This window comes from Firmicutes bacterium HGW-Firmicutes-1, assembly GCA_002841625.1.
Lineage (GTDB): Bacteria > Bacillota > Clostridia > Lachnospirales > Vallitaleaceae > HGW-1.
Genome location: PHAG01000004.1, coordinates 62306 through 79428 on the forward strand (window position 1 = coordinate 62306; position 17123 = coordinate 79428).

At 33.9% G+C, this 17123-nt stretch carries 13 protein-coding genes and 1 tRNA gene; 1 reads left to right on the forward strand and 13 read right to left on the reverse strand.

What is annotated here, in order from left to right:
• Nucleotides 1–141: 141 nt before the first annotated feature.
• The 10 genes from CVU84_06040 to CVU84_06085 all read right to left on the reverse strand — a co-directional run bounded on the left by CVU84_06040 (nucleotide 142) and on the right by CVU84_06085 (nucleotide 10287).
• A complete protein-coding gene (locus CVU84_06040) occupies nucleotides 142–894 on the reverse strand; it encodes a DeoR/GlpR transcriptional regulator (protein ID PKM95240.1) in 753 nt (250 codons plus the stop codon).
• A gap of 66 nt (nucleotides 895–960) precedes the next feature.
• On the reverse strand, nucleotides 961–1872 hold the full coding sequence (locus CVU84_06045; protein ID PKM95241.1) for a ribokinase: 912 nt from the start codon (nucleotides 1870–1872) through the stop codon (nucleotides 961–963).
• Between the two features lie 22 nt (nucleotides 1873–1894).
• Nucleotides 1895–2878 (reverse strand): ribose ABC transporter permease, encoded by a 984-nt coding sequence (locus tag CVU84_06050; protein PKM95242.1) that lies wholly within the window; start codon nucleotides 2876–2878, stop codon nucleotides 1895–1897.
• Complete coding sequence (locus CVU84_06055; GenBank protein ID PKM95243.1) at nucleotides 2875–4371, reverse strand: sugar ABC transporter ATP-binding protein; 1497 nt, start codon at nucleotides 4369–4371, stop codon at nucleotides 2875–2877. Before CVU84_06055 ends, CVU84_06050 begins: the two co-directional genes overlap by 4 nt.
• 66 nt (nucleotides 4372–4437) lie before the next feature.
• Nucleotides 4438–5514: an RbsB protein gene (locus CVU84_06060; protein ID PKM95244.1), complete on the reverse strand. Its 1077-nt coding sequence runs from the start codon at nucleotides 5512–5514 to the stop codon at nucleotides 4438–4440.
• A 40-nt stretch (nucleotides 5515–5554) separates the two neighbouring features.
• Nucleotides 5555–6481, reverse strand: a complete 927-nt coding sequence (locus tag CVU84_06065; protein ID PKM95245.1) for an AP endonuclease — start codon at nucleotides 6479–6481, stop codon at nucleotides 5555–5557.
• Nucleotides 6482–6879: 398 nt separating this feature from the next.
• A complete protein-coding gene (locus tag CVU84_06070) occupies nucleotides 6880–7065 on the reverse strand; it encodes a 4-oxalocrotonate tautomerase (GenBank protein ID PKM95246.1) in 186 nt (61 codons plus the stop codon).
• Between the two features lie 13 nt (nucleotides 7066–7078).
• Entirely contained in the window at nucleotides 7079–7663 is a 585-nt protein-coding gene (locus CVU84_06075) for a dipicolinate synthase subunit B (GenBank protein PKM95247.1), read from the reverse strand.
• Nucleotides 7664–7818: 155 nt separating this feature from the next.
• A complete protein-coding gene (locus CVU84_06080; protein PKM95248.1) occupies nucleotides 7819–8700 on the reverse strand; it encodes a hypothetical protein in 882 nt (293 codons plus the stop codon).
• Between the two features lie 462 nt (nucleotides 8701–9162).
• On the reverse strand, nucleotides 9163–10287 hold the full coding sequence (locus tag CVU84_06085; GenBank protein PKM95249.1) for a hypothetical protein: 1125 nt from the start codon (nucleotides 10285–10287) through the stop codon (nucleotides 9163–9165).
• 607 nt (nucleotides 10288–10894) lie between these two features.
• On the opposite strand from CVU84_06085, the gene CVU84_06090 reads away from it, so the two are divergent.
• The gene (locus tag CVU84_06090) at nucleotides 10895–11644 is read left to right on the forward strand and encodes a prevent-host-death protein (GenBank protein ID PKM95250.1); all 750 of its coding nucleotides are present in this window, start codon (nucleotides 10895–10897) and stop codon (nucleotides 11642–11644) included.
• 96 nt (nucleotides 11645–11740) lie between these two features.
• Here the strand turns inward: CVU84_06090 and CVU84_06095 are convergent.
• The 3 genes from CVU84_06095 to CVU84_06105 all read right to left on the reverse strand — a co-directional run bounded on the left by CVU84_06095 (nucleotide 11741) and on the right by CVU84_06105 (nucleotide 17017).
• Nucleotides 11741–11828: transfer RNA gene (locus CVU84_06095), tRNA-Ser, on the reverse strand.
• Between the two features lie 138 nt (nucleotides 11829–11966).
• On the reverse strand, nucleotides 11967–14075 hold the full coding sequence (locus CVU84_06100; GenBank protein ID PKM95370.1) for an alpha-glycosidase: 2109 nt from the start codon (nucleotides 14073–14075) through the stop codon (nucleotides 11967–11969).
• Between the two features lie 593 nt (nucleotides 14076–14668).
• Nucleotides 14669–17017: an ATP-dependent helicase gene (locus CVU84_06105; GenBank protein PKM95251.1), complete on the reverse strand. Its 2349-nt coding sequence runs from the start codon at nucleotides 17015–17017 to the stop codon at nucleotides 14669–14671.
• Nucleotides 17018–17123 lie beyond the last annotated feature (106 nt).

A 17123-nucleotide genomic window follows, 5' to 3' on the forward strand; every position in this document is an offset into this window, starting at 1 on the left:
CCAGGGATAATGGCTTAATTGGTTCTCTTACTGGTGCATGAGGACTTTCCTCTCTACAACTTTGGTTTGTTACTACCCCGTCTAGCATTAGAAAAAACGCCCCTGGAAACCCATCATTCCTCCTAGGTTTCCAAGGACGTCCTACTCCTTAGCTTCCTCAGCTATAATGTAGGTTGCATACTTTTCCAGTGTTTCTGTCAGTTTATCTGATATTATGATGCATTCATTTATTTCAAAAGCTTTAGACAACGCTCTTTTATCACATTTAGAATGATCTGCTAATACATAGGTTTTTTTAGAATTGTTTTTAACAATTCTTTTTTTATTTGATTCTCTAAAATCGTGGGTGTTGATTCCACCATCATAGCTATATCCACTCGTTCCTAAAAATGCTTTGTCAAAAAACATCTCCGAAAGGAGTCTATCCGTTATGGGCCCTGAAACAGAGCTTAATGTATTGGTAACCTCTCCTCCTAACATTATGCACTTTATTTTTGTTTCTGATAAACATGTAAGTATTTGAGTATTTGAGGTTACTACTGTAATTTGTTTGTTCTTTAAATAATGAATCATTTGAAAGGTTGTTGTTCCAGAATCAAGGTAAATCACTTCACCGTCATTTACAAGGGACGCCGCATACTCTGCGATGATATTCTTTTCTTTTTTATAGTACAATTCTTTTGTTTTAATTGGCAAATCAAATACGCCTAATTTAAGCCTAGCTGCTCCACCTCTTAACAAAACGATCTGACCCTCTTCTTCGAGAGTTCTTAGATCTCTTCTAATCGTTGATAGCGAACTATCTTTTAAAGACTCAACTAGTTCTTCTACATATATAACTTCTTTTTTTTCAAATTCATCTAATATTTTTTTTCTTCTAATATAAGGTATCATAGCCCACCTCGAATTGTTTTATACTACAAATTATAACACGTTCTTCATTAAAATCAAGGTTTCTATCTAGTATTTTGTTATTTCATCTATACTTGGCATAGATTCTTGTGTTCCAATTTTAGTAACAGTAATTGAACTCACTTGGGTTGCAAACTTTGCTGCCTCAATATAATTACTATCCTTTAATATTTTATATGCAAAGGCTCCGATAAAAGAATCTCCAGCCCCAGTAGTATCTATTGCATGAACCTTTTTTGCCGGAATATGGACTATATTTTCTTTATCGTATAAAATTGAACCCTTTGCACCTAACGTAATGATTAATAAATGATCGAATATGTCATCGAATAAATGTGCATGGATCCTCGCGCTTTCTTCATCAAAAATGGGTTGTTTTGCGTAAAAAGATGCTTCGGGTTCATTGACAACAAAATAATCTACTTTTCTAAGAACTTTTTCACTCATTAAATTGGCAGGTGCACCATTTAAGATGACAACGCAATCGCATTCTTTTGCTAATCGTATTCCAGCTTCTACAACCTCCACTGGTATTTCAAGTTGAAAAATGACGATTGAGCTTTTTTCTAGTAACGGCTTAATAACATTCAATCTATCAATTGTAATTTCACCATTTGCTCCCGAGACGATGTTCGCATAAACGCTACCATCATGTAACGCATTTACAATACCTAGTCCAGTTGTGCCCCGAACTTTTTCTAAATAATCAAGATTTACTTTATATTCCTTAAGACTATTAGATATATGTTCACCAAAGAAATCATTACCAATGGTTCCAACAAAATAAGTTTTAACGCCTAGCTTTGAACATTGAGTTGCTTGATTAACACCTTTTCCTCCACTGCTAAATGCAATATTATCCACGCAGTAGGTTTCTCCGATTTGAGGTAATCTTTCTTGTTTCAATATCATATCATAATTCGCACTACCAATTACGGTTATAATTTTTTCCTCTTTCATAATTCACCGCCTAAATAATTATTTATCTTGCTTTTATCCAACTTGAAAGCTGTGAAATCTTATCTTGTATAGTCTCAAAATAAGCTGCTATTACAATAATTGCTCCAGTTGCAATGTATTGCCAAAAGGAATCTACGCCTGAGACAATAAGTCCAACCTTTAATGCAGATAATAATATTGCACCTAATAGTGTCCCAACAATACCACCTTTACCTCCACTCAAGCTGGTTCCTCCAATAGCCGCTGCTGCAATTGCATTTAATTCATAGCCTTGTCCAGCTGTTGGTTCTCCTGTACCAAGTCGTGCTAACAATACCAGCCCGGCAAGTGCTGCACCCACTCCACAAAAACCATAAGCCATGATTTTATTATACGCTACATTTACTCCTGAAAGTCTTGTTGCTTCTTCATTACCACCTAAAGCATAAATATAGCTACCAAAACGTGTATGTTTTAGCAGTATGTACCCAACAATAGCAAATGCAAATAAAATAAATACCGAAACAGGTATGCTTCCTATAATTGTACCATCTACCATTTTTCTAAAGTTATTTGGTATATTGAGTACTGGCCATCCACCAGTAATGATATATGCAACCCCTCTATACATACTCATAGTTCCTAATGTTGCAATAAAGGGTTGTAGCTTCAATTTTGAAATCATTAAACCATTTATGACTCCTAATGATAAGCCAATGAGTAGTCCGATTATAAATGCTAATACAGGATTCATACCAGATATCAATAGGTTACCAACACTTACGATCACAATTGCAAAGGTAGATCCTATTGATAGGTCTATACCTCCTGTCAATATTGCAAAGGTAATACCAATTGCAAGCAACCCATTAATGGTGCTTTGCTTAATAATATCTAGTACATTACCTCCACTCATATAAATTGGATCAATCACTGTGAAAACTATCATCATAATAATTAAAGCAATAATAAGTCCAACTTCTCGTCCTAATTTATTTTGTGTTTTAACTTTCTCGACTAAGTTCATTTTTTTCCCTCCATTGCATAATATAGAATCTTTTCCTCACTCATTTCACTTTCAGATATCTCAGCAACAATTCTGCCTTCTTTCATTATAATAACTCTATCACTCATACCCATAATCTCTGTGAGTTCAGAAGATACCATGATAATGGATTTTCCTTTTTTAACCAGTTCTTCAAACAAACGATATATTTCTGCTTTAGCTCCAACATCTACGCCTTTTGTAGGTTCATCGAATATCAATATATCCACATTCGTGGAGAGCCATTTAGCCAGTATTATTTTTTGCTGGTTACCACCGCTTAAATTGTTGGTTAAATAATTTGGATTTTTAGGGTTTAAATCTATTTCTTCAGCAAAAAAATCATAGTTTTCTCGCTTTTTCTTGTGGCTTACGAATCCATGTTTTGTAAACTTTTCAAGACATGTCAAACCTATATTATCAGCATTGCTTAGATATTTCACAAAGCCTTGTGTTTTTCTATTTTCAGGAATGAGTCCAATACCATTCTTTAAAGCTTTTTGAGGTGAAGAAATATTTTTCAATTGACCTTTCACGAATATTTCTCCTTTTGTTATTTGGTCGGCACCAAAAATTGCTCTTACAACATCTGTTCTCTTAGAACCAACTAATCCAGAAAAACCTAAAATTTCACCTTTTCGGAGTTCAAAGCTTATCTCTTTAAATACATCTTTTATTTCTAAATCTTTAACCTTTAAAACGACTTCATCTTTTATTTGTCTTTCATCATGCCTTTTGGCAAAAAGTGCAACATCTCTACCTACCATATTCCTAATCAGTTCTTCTTTTGTTAAGGATGCTATGTTTTCAGTTTTAACAAACTTACCATCTCTTAGTATTGTAGCTTGATCGCAAATTTTAAAAATCTCTTCTAATCTATGGCTTACATATATGATTGTAATATTGTTTTTTTTAAGCTCTTCAATGATTTTAAACAGAGCTAAAACTTCTTTATTGCTTAATGAGGCTGTTGGTTCATCAAATGAAATAATATCGGCATTGTGAAAAAGTGCCTTTGCTATAGAAATCATTTGCAGCTCTCCGGTACTTAATAATTTAATTGAGTCTTGACTACGAAACTTACATCCAAGCTTGTCTAAAATCTTATTTGCATTTTCATGTAGTCGTTTATAATCAATTAATAAGCCTTTCTTTGGCTCGTAGCCTAATGAAATATTTTGTCCAATGGTAAGTTCTTCAATAATGGATACTTCCTGATGTACTTTTGCAACTCCAAATTTTATTGCATCATAGGTATTTTTGAATTCTACTTTTTGACCTTTGATACAAACAATTCCTTCGGACTGTCCAAACACACCATGTAAAATATTTAATAGTGTGGATTTTCCCGCTCCATTCTCACCAAGTAAAGCATGAACCTGCCCCTTTTGAATTTGAAAGGATACATCCTCTAAGGCTTTCACACCGGGGAAACTTTTAGAAATATTTTTAAATTCAACAGCAATATTACTCATAGATTATCTCCTTTTTAAAATAGGGTAGTCATCCAAAGTGGAAAACTACCCTTATTCTAATGTGAATTACTTCGTAAATTCCATTTCTTCCCAACCAATGATTGTTTCAGCCGGAACATCTACATTCGTAGCATCAATAAGAGCTTGAGGTGTCCAAATTACTCTTGGCATTTTTTGGCCTCCTAAGGATCTTAATGCAACTTCAACTGCTACTTGTCCTTTGTAAAGAGGGAAGGAATCTACAGTAGCATCCATTTCACCTTTTCTAATTGAATCATAAGCTTCACCAATTCCGTCTACGCCTACAACGATAATGTCTTTTCCAGAAGCATTTACAGCCTCTTGTACACCTAATGCCATCGTGTCGTTATTACAGAAAATAGCCTTTAGATCAGGATTCTTTTTGATCCATGTATCTGCTAAGTCTTTTGCCTTTGCACGATCCCAGTCAGCATTTTGTTTCTCAACTATTTTGATATCTGGTGCATTAGCTGCCATCCAGCTTTCAAAGCCTGAGGTTCTCTGACGAGCAGCAAATGCTTTTGGCATACCAATCACAATAGCAACTTCACCTTTGTTCCCAAGTTTTTCAGCAATCCATGCAGCAGCCAATTCTCCATTTTGAATAGCTCTTGGACCTACAAATATATCAGCTGCTTCGATAATACCATCATTTACATTAATAACAGGTATTCCTGCCTTTTTAGCCGCTTCAACACCCGGTGTTAAATTTCCATCGGAAATAGGAGACAATAAAAGTGCTGAATATTTTTTGTTAACCATATTATTAACTACTGCTAATTGTCCTTCTTCGTCACCTTCACCTTGAGCGGATTGAACGTCAACTGTAATATCATAGTTTCTAGCCTGTAATTTGCTTTGTGCAGTTTCCATTCCTTCTTTGAGGGTTCTCCAATATTCATTTTCAAACGCCTTTGACACTGCACCTAAAGTTAATGTTTCTTTCACTTCAGGAACCGCACCAAACTCAGTCCTTAAATCTTTATAATCTATTCCATCGGCTGTATCTGGATTAAACGCTTCCGTATTAACTGGTTGATCGACTTTTTGAGTACACCCAACTACTAGTGCTAAAGCCAATAACATCCCCATAAGAAAAACCAAATTACCTTTTCTCTTCATTTTAACTTCCTCCTTAATTTTCATCAAATTTTTAATTGGATTATTTAAGACATTTCATCAAAATATCTTGCGCAGAAATCGCATCATTATCATCAATTATTTTTTGTATTTCCACCATACCTATTGAATCAATTGTATTATAGAGTTTATTAAGCATTTTAATATTTGTTCTACATTCTATTGTCGGGTCTTCCCTTACTGGAAATGTGTCAAAATAAATGACACCATCGTATTGGTATTTTTTAAGATAATAAATAAATTCTAAGGTCTGAATAAAATTAACAGAACCAATTATTAATCCATCATCATTCATTCTTTGTCCATCATTTAGGTGAACACCAAATAGCTTATTTCGCTCAAAGGTTTGGCATAACCCATATGCTGGATTTTCACCCTTCATTAACATGTGACAAAAATCAAGTGTTACTCCTATATTATCACTTTTCACATCATTCGTTAATAACAATGTTGATCCAATATCTGGTACAAGACTGTATGCTCTTGGTTGAAATGGCTTATATTCAATACTGATATTAATTGTTGGATCAATGTTGGTTATGATTTTCATATTTTCAACTACTTTACGCCATGCATTTGCATAATTCAGTTGAAAAGAATAATCAAATCCATCATACCCAAGCCAAATCGTAACCAAACTTCCATTCAAAGCTTTACACATATGTACTGCCTCTTCACACAACTTCAACGCGTTTTTTGAAATATCATCTGATTGATTTCCAAGCTCGCCATTAATAAACTCATCTCTAAATCTCAAGGCAATTCCATTTACCTTCAAATTCAATTCTTCAAGGGTCGTTTTAAGCAAGCTAAAATCTACGTCAACAAAGTGTTCAGGATAATTCAAGTCCACATAATTTATACCGTCAATCGAAGCAATCTGTTGCAAAATTTCTATTATGTTCTTTCCCTTACCAGCAAATGAATTTATTCTTGTAGCTAATTTCATTTAATCCCTCCTTTCAATTACTTATGAATTTTTTTGAATATATGATTAGTTGCTGTTCAATATCAAACGTCTAACATTAATAGATTATACATAAAGATTCATCTTTTGTCAATACCGTTTATAATATTTCATTTACATCCATTGTTATTCATATATTTAGGCTTTTATTGATTAATTAAATATGTATTGGCTTTTTCCAATTCATATTGTTTCAATAGTAGTCATATTTATTAACTTTGCTTTGAAAGCTTTCAATATGACTCATGTAAGGGGATTATACTGAGGCTCTTAGTTTAAGCACCAAAAAAAGAGCCTGTTGATATTCAACAAACCCTTTACTAACTGCTCTTGCATCTTCAACACACATAAGATAATAATGAATACGTCCTCCACATTTTTTAGTTGTCTTTTTGTAGCTTACCCATAATAGCCCAGTTATCTTTATCAACTTCATTAAATATGATTTGGACGGATTCCGGCTTAGCATTTAGTATATGTACAAAATCGTCAGTTATAGCCTGAACCAATTGACTTTTTTGCTCCTTCGTCCTACCTGGCCATAATGAAATGTTAACAATTGGCATAATATAACCTCCTTTAATACTTTTCTAGTATGGGCTGTATTTGACTACCTTTTAGTGCTTCTAAAATTGTTGGTAGGGTTAAATCAAACTTAGATACCAGTGAATTAGGTTTATCTTTATAATTATCTTGCCCAAATGGAATAAAGTAGACATTCTTTGTAGCAAGTAAAATACCAAGACTTTTTCCATTAATACCCAACCCATCATTGGTCGCTATGCCAATAACAACTGGCTTACTATTTCTAAATTGACCTTTTGCCACCATTAAAGGCGCTGAATCTGTTGCACCATCACTTAATTTTGAAAGTGTATTACCAGTACAGGGTGAGATAATAGTAATGTCAACAGGATAAACCACACCTAATGGTTCAGCTTCTACCATGTTTTCAATCACTGGGTTTCCAGTAATCTTTGTTAATCTTTCTAGGAAATCAGATGCTTTACCAAACCTTGAATCAGTGCTCGCAACTGCGCCTGATACTACCGGATAAACCAGTGCCCCTTCTTTAACAAGTAACTCAATTTGAGGAAATACTTTGTCAAACACACAAAAAGAACCAGTAAGGGCAAATGCAATTTTTACATCTTTTAATAACATAGGGACTCCTACTAAATTAATCTAATAGTATTGTATTATCTTCAATAGATGTCCAATGACTACATCCATTTAACTTTACTATAAAAACGATAGACTTCATAATATTTTATAAGACTCTACTTAGCCAAATACGATATATCAACATCCTACAAACTCTACCTTAGACGTGCCTTTTCTAAAGCTTCTAAATCAAATTTCTTCATATTTTGAAATGCTTTTGTGACACGCTCTACTTCTTCTTTTGTACCTTTCATCAGTACTTCATTCAAATCTTTTGGTACAATCTGCCAAGATAATCCAAATTGATCTTTCACCCATCCACACTGTTCAGCCTCTGGAACAAAGGATAGTTTTTCCCAATAATAATCAATTTCCTCTTGATTTTCACATAATACCATAAGCGAGAAAGCTTCATTAAAAGAAAAATCACCACCATCACCATGATCCATTAAGATTAATTGAGTATCTTGTATATTGATTTCTGCATAATTGATTTTTGCTTTTTCATTCATTTCATCTTCAGGAGTATAATGATTTACAAAACCTTTAGTGGATTGTTTAAAAGTAGAAAGGTAATAAGCGATTGCCTCTTCCGCTTTGCCGCAAACATCACTTCCAAATAAAAGTGATGGTCTTATCCTTTGATGTTCTTCCACATTTTCAACTAACATTAGCTGCCAATTCAAGCCATATTTGTCTTTAACCCAAGCATATCGTTTACTAAACGGATACTCATCTAAAGGCATAAGCTCTGAACCATGGCTAGCAAACTCTGAATGTAATCTATCTACTTCCTCTTTTGTACTACAAGCAACCATGAGCGAAATAGAAGCATTGAGAGAAAAATAAGGTCCTGCACTAATTGCAGAAAATTTAAAATTTTCAAGCTGAAAATCAACTAATTCCGCGTCACCTGATGGTGTATCATAAATCGTGGCAACGTTAGTGATACTTGAATTTTCGAACAAACTAACATACCATGTAGCGGCTTCTAACGCTTCTTTATCAAACCATAAATGTGGAATTATTATTTGCATAAAAACGCCTCCTTGCTTTTCGGATCGTGCTGTTAATGGTTACTTCTACTGTAATAAGTGTGTAATTATCACCTCTCTGGTTATCTTTTCTGCTCACGCATTTGCAAATAATTTGAAAGTTTCTAGCTATCACAACTGATAATCATTATTATTTAGTAATCTTAATTATATCATATGTTGTGAAACAATAAACCCTGTAAAACAATTATTCATGAAAAAAATTGTATTTTGTAATCCCATACTACTTTTGTATATCTTCTTTACTGTCATATATAACTCTATCATCTGCTACTTTTAACAATTTAATTCTTATACTATCGTTGATTTGACTATACTCATTGCTGTAAATCCATCTTAAATAACAATACAAAAGTACCTATTGATTAATCCTCAATAAGCACTTTTAAATGGCGTATATTCAACGTTTCCCAACAAACGGAGAGATGGGGATTTGATTATTGCCTATGCTACTATTTTTTTGCTATCGTACATCAATTGATCAATATAAGCCTGAAATTCTTTTACGTTCATTTTTGCCTCGAAGTCATATACTGCAAACCCCATACTAAAATTCAACTGATAAAGTCTTGCCCTAAGCGTATTAAATCGGTGGGTAGCCTCGCGAATTTTGTTGATTGTAGCATTTAATTCTTCTTGGTTAGATCTATCTAAAATAATATAAAACTCATCTCCACCATACCTCGCAATAAAATCCGAGAATTCAAGACAGTTTCGCAGCAATTTCGCGGTTTCTTCTAGCGCTTCATCACCAACACCATGTCCGAATTGATCGTTTATCAATTTGAAACGGTCAATGTCAAGAAGAATTGCAGAAAAGGTCTTTTTTCCTGTGCATGTGTTTATTTTATCTCTCATATACGTTTCAAGGCTTTTTCGGTTGTACACCCCTGTAAGATAATCAATATCCATACTTCGATTCTGGATGTTTAAAAATACAACCAGCAAAGAAATGGTTAAACCATTTAGTACCATAGAGATTCCATAAATCAAGATTTGTAGTGTTACAAAAACAATCGGGAATATCGGAAAAAAAACGAGCGAATAAAAATATTTTTTCTCAATCTTTTCTCGATTCATAATCACCATGAAAAACGCAATACCAATCAAGATGAGTGGAATAAAAGCTGAAATCATAAAGTAATCGCCTCTATGATATATATTGTTTGCGTCAATATAATAGTACCATCCCCAAATTTGAGAACCTATTACGATCAATGCATTTATCAATGAAACCCCCACTAGGATTGGCACCATACGCAAAGCGCGCTTTTCAAGATGAAATATCTGTAGATGTGAATAAACCAACCAAAGCGACCCTAAAATTGGATTTAAAAGGTATACCCCAAAATTACCAACAAAATTGAATGCCGAATAGATCGTTCCTGGATATCCATCAAATCTACTGAAAGTGTCAATAATGAGCGCTAAAATAGTCGTTATAATAATCCAGACAAAAACCCTATGTTGAAGGCCTTTCTTGTCAATACTTTTGAAAACTTGAAAAAAAATCAAACAGAGTAGCAAAATAGAATACATGTTCAAAACAGCATTGCCCATTAAAGTCATAAATTGTTCCTCCAAAAGACTGTTAAGGTATCATTACTTCTCAGTATTTCCACATTATCCCTAACATGGATTGTTCATAATTGTCAGATACTTCTCCTACATCATTTAAACACTTCGAGCCTTTTCATAAATTTCTAGAACTCTGCTAAATCTATTATATCATACTTTTTAGTAGCAAATAAAGCTTTAAACTTCCCCATAGAAGAACTGTTTAAAAACTAATTTATTCATATTCGCTCAAATAAAAATGGACTGTAGCAGAATATTCAAATGCTGCTATAGCCCATTTTAGAGTTTCTATGAATTAAGCCCTTTATTTTAACAGATATTTGGGGATTCGAACCAGGTGGCTGCAAGCCCACAACAGTTTTCCATCAAGCATTTAGCTCTCCGTGGCTTCCTCTGTTTTTAGGCTCTTATGGAAAACAATTTCGAAATCCTTAAAACCATAAACCATTGCAGATGCTTCCATCGGATTAACGATCCAATATCAGCAAGCATATCGTGCGATATTTTATATATTGCATTTTTTAGTTCGATATGTTATGGTGGTTTTATAAATTAGTGCGATTTTATTTATTGTGTAAATTTTTATTAGGAGAATATCATGGAAGATTTAACGAAGGTTATTACGGCGACGGAATTCAAAAAAAATTTAGGAAAATATTTAGACTATGCAATTGACAATCATGATGTTGTAATTCTGAAAAATGGTAAAAAAGCGGCTCGTTTAACGCCTTATATTAACGATATTGAACGTTACTATACAGCAAAGGAAACCGCTCAGGATTATCAATATGGCGGTAAAAAGGTTTCCTATGAAGAATTTATGGAGATTTATGAAAAAAGCGATTTAAGAATGGAATACATCAATGGCGAAATATATCTTCTTTCTTCTCCAAGTACCTTCCATCAGGATATTTCCGGAAACTTATATGTCCTTTTAAGGAACTACTTAAAAGGCAAAAAATGCAAAGTTTTTTACGCCCCTTTTGATGTACATCTTTTTAAACAAGGATTTGATACACCGGATGTAATGCAGCCTGATTTACTAATTGCCTGCGATTTTAATGAAACAGTAACAGACAAGGATCTATATATGGGTACGCCTACACTGACCGTTGAGATTCTATCACGTGCCACCCGTTCAAAGGATATGATTGATAAACTTAATACCTTTATGCTCTCAGGTGTAAAGGAATATTGGATTATTGACCCTAAGAAACATTCCCTTATACAGTATGGGTTTTTGGACAATGAAATTGATGAATATCATGTATATAATTTGAAGGATGTTTTGAAATCTTATTATTTTAAAGATTTAAGCTTCTCCATAGAAGAACTGTTCGAAAACTAATTTTGTTCATATTCACAAAATATAAATGGACTGTACAAGAATATAAATCTTGCCATAGCCCATTTTAGAGTTGCTTTGAATTAAACCCTTTTTTAACGGAGAGATGGGGATTTGAACCCCAGGTGGGCTATAAACCCACAACAGTTTTCGAGACTGTCACCATAAGCCGCTCGGACATCTCTCCATAATCTACCACTATGATCCTAGTGGTAGTATATATCATTTTTTTTTCATTTTTACAAATCTACTTACCTCTTAACTACCAACTACCAACCGCCAACGACAACCCGCCTAACGATTCCCGTCCCTAACTTTCCTACCCCTAATACACCTTCTTCTTCAAAATAACCCCACTATAAGGCATCATCTTCAATATCAACTTCTCATTATAAACAAAATGCAACTTATCCTCTGTAGAAAACCCATCTACATTCGACTCAAACATCTGCTCTAACGTATCCGAGTTCCTAATACCAATTTCCCAAACTGGAATCTTTACTGTTTTCTCTTCCTTGGAATTGTTCACAGCAATGATAATTTCATGTTGTTTATCCCATCTTCCATAACTAATTACATTATTCTCACCATAGAGAAACTTAATTGATCCACTCTTCAAGCAAGGATACTCTTTTCTGAAACGAATGAGTGTCTTGTGAACATCTAAGATCTCTTCATTCTCATTTCCCCAAGGGAAAGCTCTTCTATTATCAGGATCTGTCCATCCACATAGCCCTACTTCATCACCATAATAAATAGTTGGTGCGCCAGGCCAAGTCATTTGAACAACGATTGCTTCCTTCATAACCCCTAAATTAATTCCATCACTGGCACCATTAGATCCCATTGTATGAATTCTACCAACCTTATTATTTGTTCTCGTTAGGAATCTAGAATGATCATGATTAGACAATTCATTCATCGCAACCTGTAACGATTGATAATGAAATCTAGACATATTATGCGTCATTGCATCAAAAAACGCTCTATGGTTACCCAGTAAATCCAGTCTAAATTCATCACTATGCTTTTCCATCCCTGTTAGAAACCAAGTTAGTGGCTCCATAAATGCGTCATAGTTCATAACGGAATCCCATTGATCTCCTTGAATCCAATCGTGAGGGTCTCCGTAATGCTCTGCTAAAATCAATGCCTCAGGATTGGCAGTCTTTACTGCATTTCTAAAGTCCTTCCAAAACTGATGATTAAATTCCTTTGTATACCCTAAATCTGCAGCAACATCAAGTCTCCATCCATCTGCGTTGTATGGTGGTGATACCCATTTTTTTGCAATCTTAAGGATATAATCATATAACTTAGGTGAACCTTCATAATTTAGCTTCGGCAGCGTATCATAACCCCACCATCCATCATAATTACCGTTATTTGGCCATCCGCTCTTATTGTGAAAATAAAAGAAGGATGAATAAGGACTATCCGCAACTGAAAAAGCGCCCATTTCATACTCATGTGAGTTTTCATAAAACTTTTCTTTATCTAACCATTTATTAAACGAACCGCAATGATTGAATACTCCATCTAAAATAACCTTCATATTTCTCTTATGGGCTTCTTCTACAAGGCTTGCAAACAATTCATTACTTGCGTCTAGATTTTCTTTTTTTGTTGTTCTTATCATATACTTTGTGGCAAATGCATTGTCCATCTTTTTATCATTTAGCACATCGCCTTCATCTATAACAATTTTTCCTAAATGAGGGTCAATTGAGTCATAATCCTGGGTATCATACTTATGATTTGAGGGTGAGACAAAAATAGGGTTTAGATATAGAACTTCAACTCCAAGGTCTTGTAAATAATCCATTTTATCAATGATTCCTTGAAGATCGCCCCCATAAAATTCGCGTATACCGTCAGTACTAGGAATTTTTTCCCACTGATCGACTTTTTTCGCAAGTTTACCAACGTACATATATTCGTTGTTTACCACATCGTTTGTACTGTCACCATTGTAAAAACGATCTGCAAATATTTGATACATAATAGCACCCTTAGCCCAGTCAGGAGTTTTAAAGCCAGGTACTATTTTAAAATTATAAAATGAATCAGGTTCTCTTGTAACTCCCTTTTTATTATAATAGCACTTAAGTTTTGCAACATTAAGTTCAAAGTAATATTCAAGTTGTTTATCAAGCGGTATGATCGTTCCAGTATAATAATCAAATAGATCATCTGAATATTCCACCTCAATTTTAATTCTTCGTCCGGAGTAGCATAAATAAACCTCGTCTATGTTTGATTTAGCTGTTCTAATTCTAACTTTAGTAAGTTCATTCACTTTTGGTTCTAAAGGTTCTCTATATTGAATGCTTTCATCAGAAAAGATTGCTCTTTCGTCTAATATTTGTTCCCTTAAGGATACGTAAGCTAATATTTTTTGCGTTTTAGATAGTTGCTCAAAGGCAATTTGCATATTTGTTTTATTGGTTACTACAATAGGTAATAACCTTCTTCCCTCCTTCATTAGTATTCATTACTATTCTATATTATATTTTATCTGTTGACAATACAAGAATGTAACCAATTTTAAAACTTGCTCATGTAGCACTATGTTAACACGCGAAAATCGGCTGCGCTGAGTTAAAACTCTCGTTACCTATCTGCCGCTTTTCCAATTGCTTATGCAGAACTTTCCTTTTCAACAAGAAAATCGGTTACGCTGCATTACAATCTTAGTTACTTATCTGCCGATTTTCCAATTGCTTATACATAGATGTTTCCTAGAAAATAAAAAAGGACAGCTTTTTCGGTCCGCTGTCCTTGGGGGGGGTAAGGAGAATACTTCTTCTTATGTGTGTAACAAAAACTATATATTTTATATTGGGGGGGGGTTACAAGTATTATTATAACAGCATTTATCAAATAAGTGTGCCTAAACTTTTATAAAATTTCAAGAAATAGTTGTATAAAATAAACAATGAAAATCAGCCCTTACTTAATATTACATAAAAATGTGTACAAAATCCCTCCAAATATAACACATTTCTTTATAATACCCTAATTTCCTTACTTTTCACCCCAAAAATCACAAATAATATCTGTAATGCTGTCGCCCTTCAATAACACCTTTGGGCTACTCCATTCATCTGGGAATAGTTGGGAATAATATGGTCGATTAAATCGTTCATCAATTAATACCACTACCCCTCTATCAGATGGGGTTCGAATTACTCTTCCAGCACTTTGCATCACCTTGTTCATTCCTGGAAAAACATAAGCATATTCAAACCCGATCCCACTGATTTGTTCAAAGTGTCTTTTAATTAAATCTCTTTCATATCCTAATTGGGGTAATCCAACACTTATAATAATTGCACCACTTAGTTTTTCCCCAACTAAATCTATTCCCTCTCCAAACATTCCCCCTAATACTACAAAAGAAATCAGCGTTTTATCTCTTTCAACATGAAAGGCTCCGATAAATGCCTCCTTCTCTCCTTCATCCATTCCGCGTCCTTGTATCAAAACCTCTACTTGTGATGAATCACATCTAGGTTCAAACGCATAATATACATCCTCCATATATTTATAGGATGGAAAGAATACCATGTAATTGCCTCTCTTGGGCTGTGTGATTTGCAATATACGTTCAACGATAGGTTTAATAGAAATTTCTCTATCAACAAACTTTGTCGATATAGTTTGGTCAACAATAAGACATAGGTTATTTCGACTAAACGGGGTATCTAGAATAAGACCATAACTTTTTTTATCTCCGCCTAACATATTAACATAATACTCCATCGGTAATAAGGTTGCAGAAAAAAACACCACTCCCTGCATCCCTTCAAGCATTCTTTTAAGATTATTGCTTGGATCCATACAAAACAATTTTACAATAAGACCCTTTGAAGTCTCTTCATAATAAGTAACATATCTTTCATCATATAACTCCATTTTTTTAATAAAGTCATAACTATCAAAATAGAATTCTAAAAGCTCATTCATATGTTCCCAAGACTTATGCAACGAAAAGATTTTTTCAGTTCTAAAGATAATACCTCTCATAGCCTCTTCTAAATCTGTAGGCATTTCAGCTTCACAATAACGTTCAGCTTCATACTCACTACATAGCTTTTTCCTTGCTAATAAGCCTTTATTAAGTAGCGTAAAGTACTTATATAATCGTTGATCCAAGTCCTTTACTTTTCTTTTCAAAGACATAACACGCTGCTTATCGAGTACTGCTGAATACATATCTCTTGCTCGATCTATTAAATTATGTGCTTCATCTATTAACAAGACATATTTTCCGGTATCTTCTATGAAAAATCTCTTTAATACTGCGCTTGGGTCAAATACATAATTATAATCACAAACTACAATATCACTAAATAGCGCTAAGTCTAACGACAATTCATAAGGACACACCAAAAATTCCAACGCATATTTTACAATCGTCTCTCTATCAAATAAATGATGTTCTGCATACATTACTTCAAGCACCTTATTAACTCTATCATAATGCCCTTTGGCATAGATACACTCCTCAGGATTACAAGCTTTTTTATCGTTTGTGCAGATTTTATCCTTTGCAGTAATTACAACCCTCTTTACCAATAGACCTTGTAATTCTAGCAACTGCAACGTATCAACAACAACCTCCTTGCCTATGGTTTTGGCTGTCAGATAAAATAGCTTGTCACATTTTTGATTTCCTAGAGCCTTAATAGCTGGAAACAAGGTTGCTACTGTTTTCCCCGTACCTGTTGGCGCTCTTGAAAATAACACTTTTTTATCTTCAATAGCGTTGTAGACAGATGACATTAATTTCTTTTGACCTTTTCTATAATGACCAAAAGGAAATTCTATATTATTTATCGTTTCTCTGCTTACTTCCTTAAATGCATTTTGTTTCCTAGCCCATACGATATATTTTTTCATAACCTCTTCAAAAAATTTATGAAGTTCGTTTATTGTTTTCATATGTTCAAACTGCTTTATTTTATAGGTTTCAAGTTCAATATAGGTTAATCTGGTTCCAACCTCTTTAAGGTCATATTTAATAGCATACATATATGCGTACATCCAGACCTGAGCCCAATGAAGCGAATTCCCAATTTCAATATCCTCAAGATTTCTAGAAGTAGATTTGATTTCATCAATGATAATCTGACCTTCTCTATGAACTACTCCATCAATTCGCCCACTCAAAAGGATTTTTGTTTCATCACATTCCGTCTCTAAGGAGATTGTAACCTCTTCTTCGTAATCCTCTTTTGTTTGTTTTTGGAATCTTTGATGAGCCTTAACACCATCTGACATGCGTTTTGAGCTTAAAAATACAGCATTAATATCGCCTGTACGCAAGACATATTCAATTAATTCCCTTACTGATATTTTTATTTGCTGCATTTCTGGCAGCTCCCTTCATTTACATTTAACAATACCTTACTTCGTTTACTAACAATGTTATTATACCAAATCTAAAAGTTATTTGTTATACTTATATAAATACTTC

What these genes read in the sequence shown, in the direction of transcription:
- CVU84_06040 (PKM95240.1), bottom strand. Translation starts at nt 894, where the DNA reads ATGATACCTTATATTAGAAGAAAAAAAATATTAGATGAATTTGAAAAA.
- CVU84_06045 (PKM95241.1), bottom strand. Translation starts at nt 1,872, where the DNA reads ATGAAAGAGGAAAAAATTATAACCGTAATTGGTAGTGCGAATTATGAT.
- CVU84_06050 (PKM95242.1), bottom strand. Translation starts at nt 2,878, where the DNA reads ATGAACTTAGTCGAGAAAGTTAAAACACAAAATAAATTAGGACGAGAA.
- CVU84_06055 (PKM95243.1), bottom strand. Translation starts at nt 4,371, where the DNA reads ATGAGTAATATTGCTGTTGAATTTAAAAATATTTCTAAAAGTTTCCCC.
- CVU84_06060 (PKM95244.1), bottom strand. Translation starts at nt 5,514, where the DNA reads ATGAAGAGAAAAGGTAATTTGGTTTTTCTTATGGGGATGTTATTGGCT.
- CVU84_06065 (PKM95245.1), bottom strand. Translation starts at nt 6,481, where the DNA reads ATGAAATTAGCTACAAGAATAAATTCATTTGCTGGTAAGGGAAAGAAC.
- CVU84_06070 (PKM95246.1), bottom strand. Translation starts at nt 7,065, where the DNA reads ATGCCAATTGTTAACATTTCATTATGGCCAGGTAGGACGAAGGAGCAA.
- CVU84_06075 (PKM95247.1), bottom strand. Translation starts at nt 7,663, where the DNA reads ATGTTATTAAAAGATGTAAAAATTGCATTTGCCCTTACTGGTTCTTTT.
- CVU84_06080 (PKM95248.1), bottom strand. Translation starts at nt 8,700, where the DNA reads ATGCAAATAATAATTCCACATTTATGGTTTGATAAAGAAGCGTTAGAA.
- CVU84_06085 (PKM95249.1), bottom strand. Translation starts at nt 10,287, where the DNA reads ATGACTTTAATGGGCAATGCTGTTTTGAACATGTATTCTATTTTGCTA.
- CVU84_06090 (PKM95250.1), top strand. Translation starts at nt 10,895, where the DNA reads ATGGAAGATTTAACGAAGGTTATTACGGCGACGGAATTCAAAAAAAAT.
- CVU84_06100 (PKM95370.1), bottom strand. Translation starts at nt 14,075, where the DNA reads ATGCAAATTGCCTTTGAGCAACTATCTAAAACGCAAAAAATATTAGCT.
- CVU84_06105 (PKM95251.1), bottom strand. Translation starts at nt 17,017, where the DNA reads ATGCAGCAAATAAAAATATCAGTAAGGGAATTAATTGAATATGTCTTG.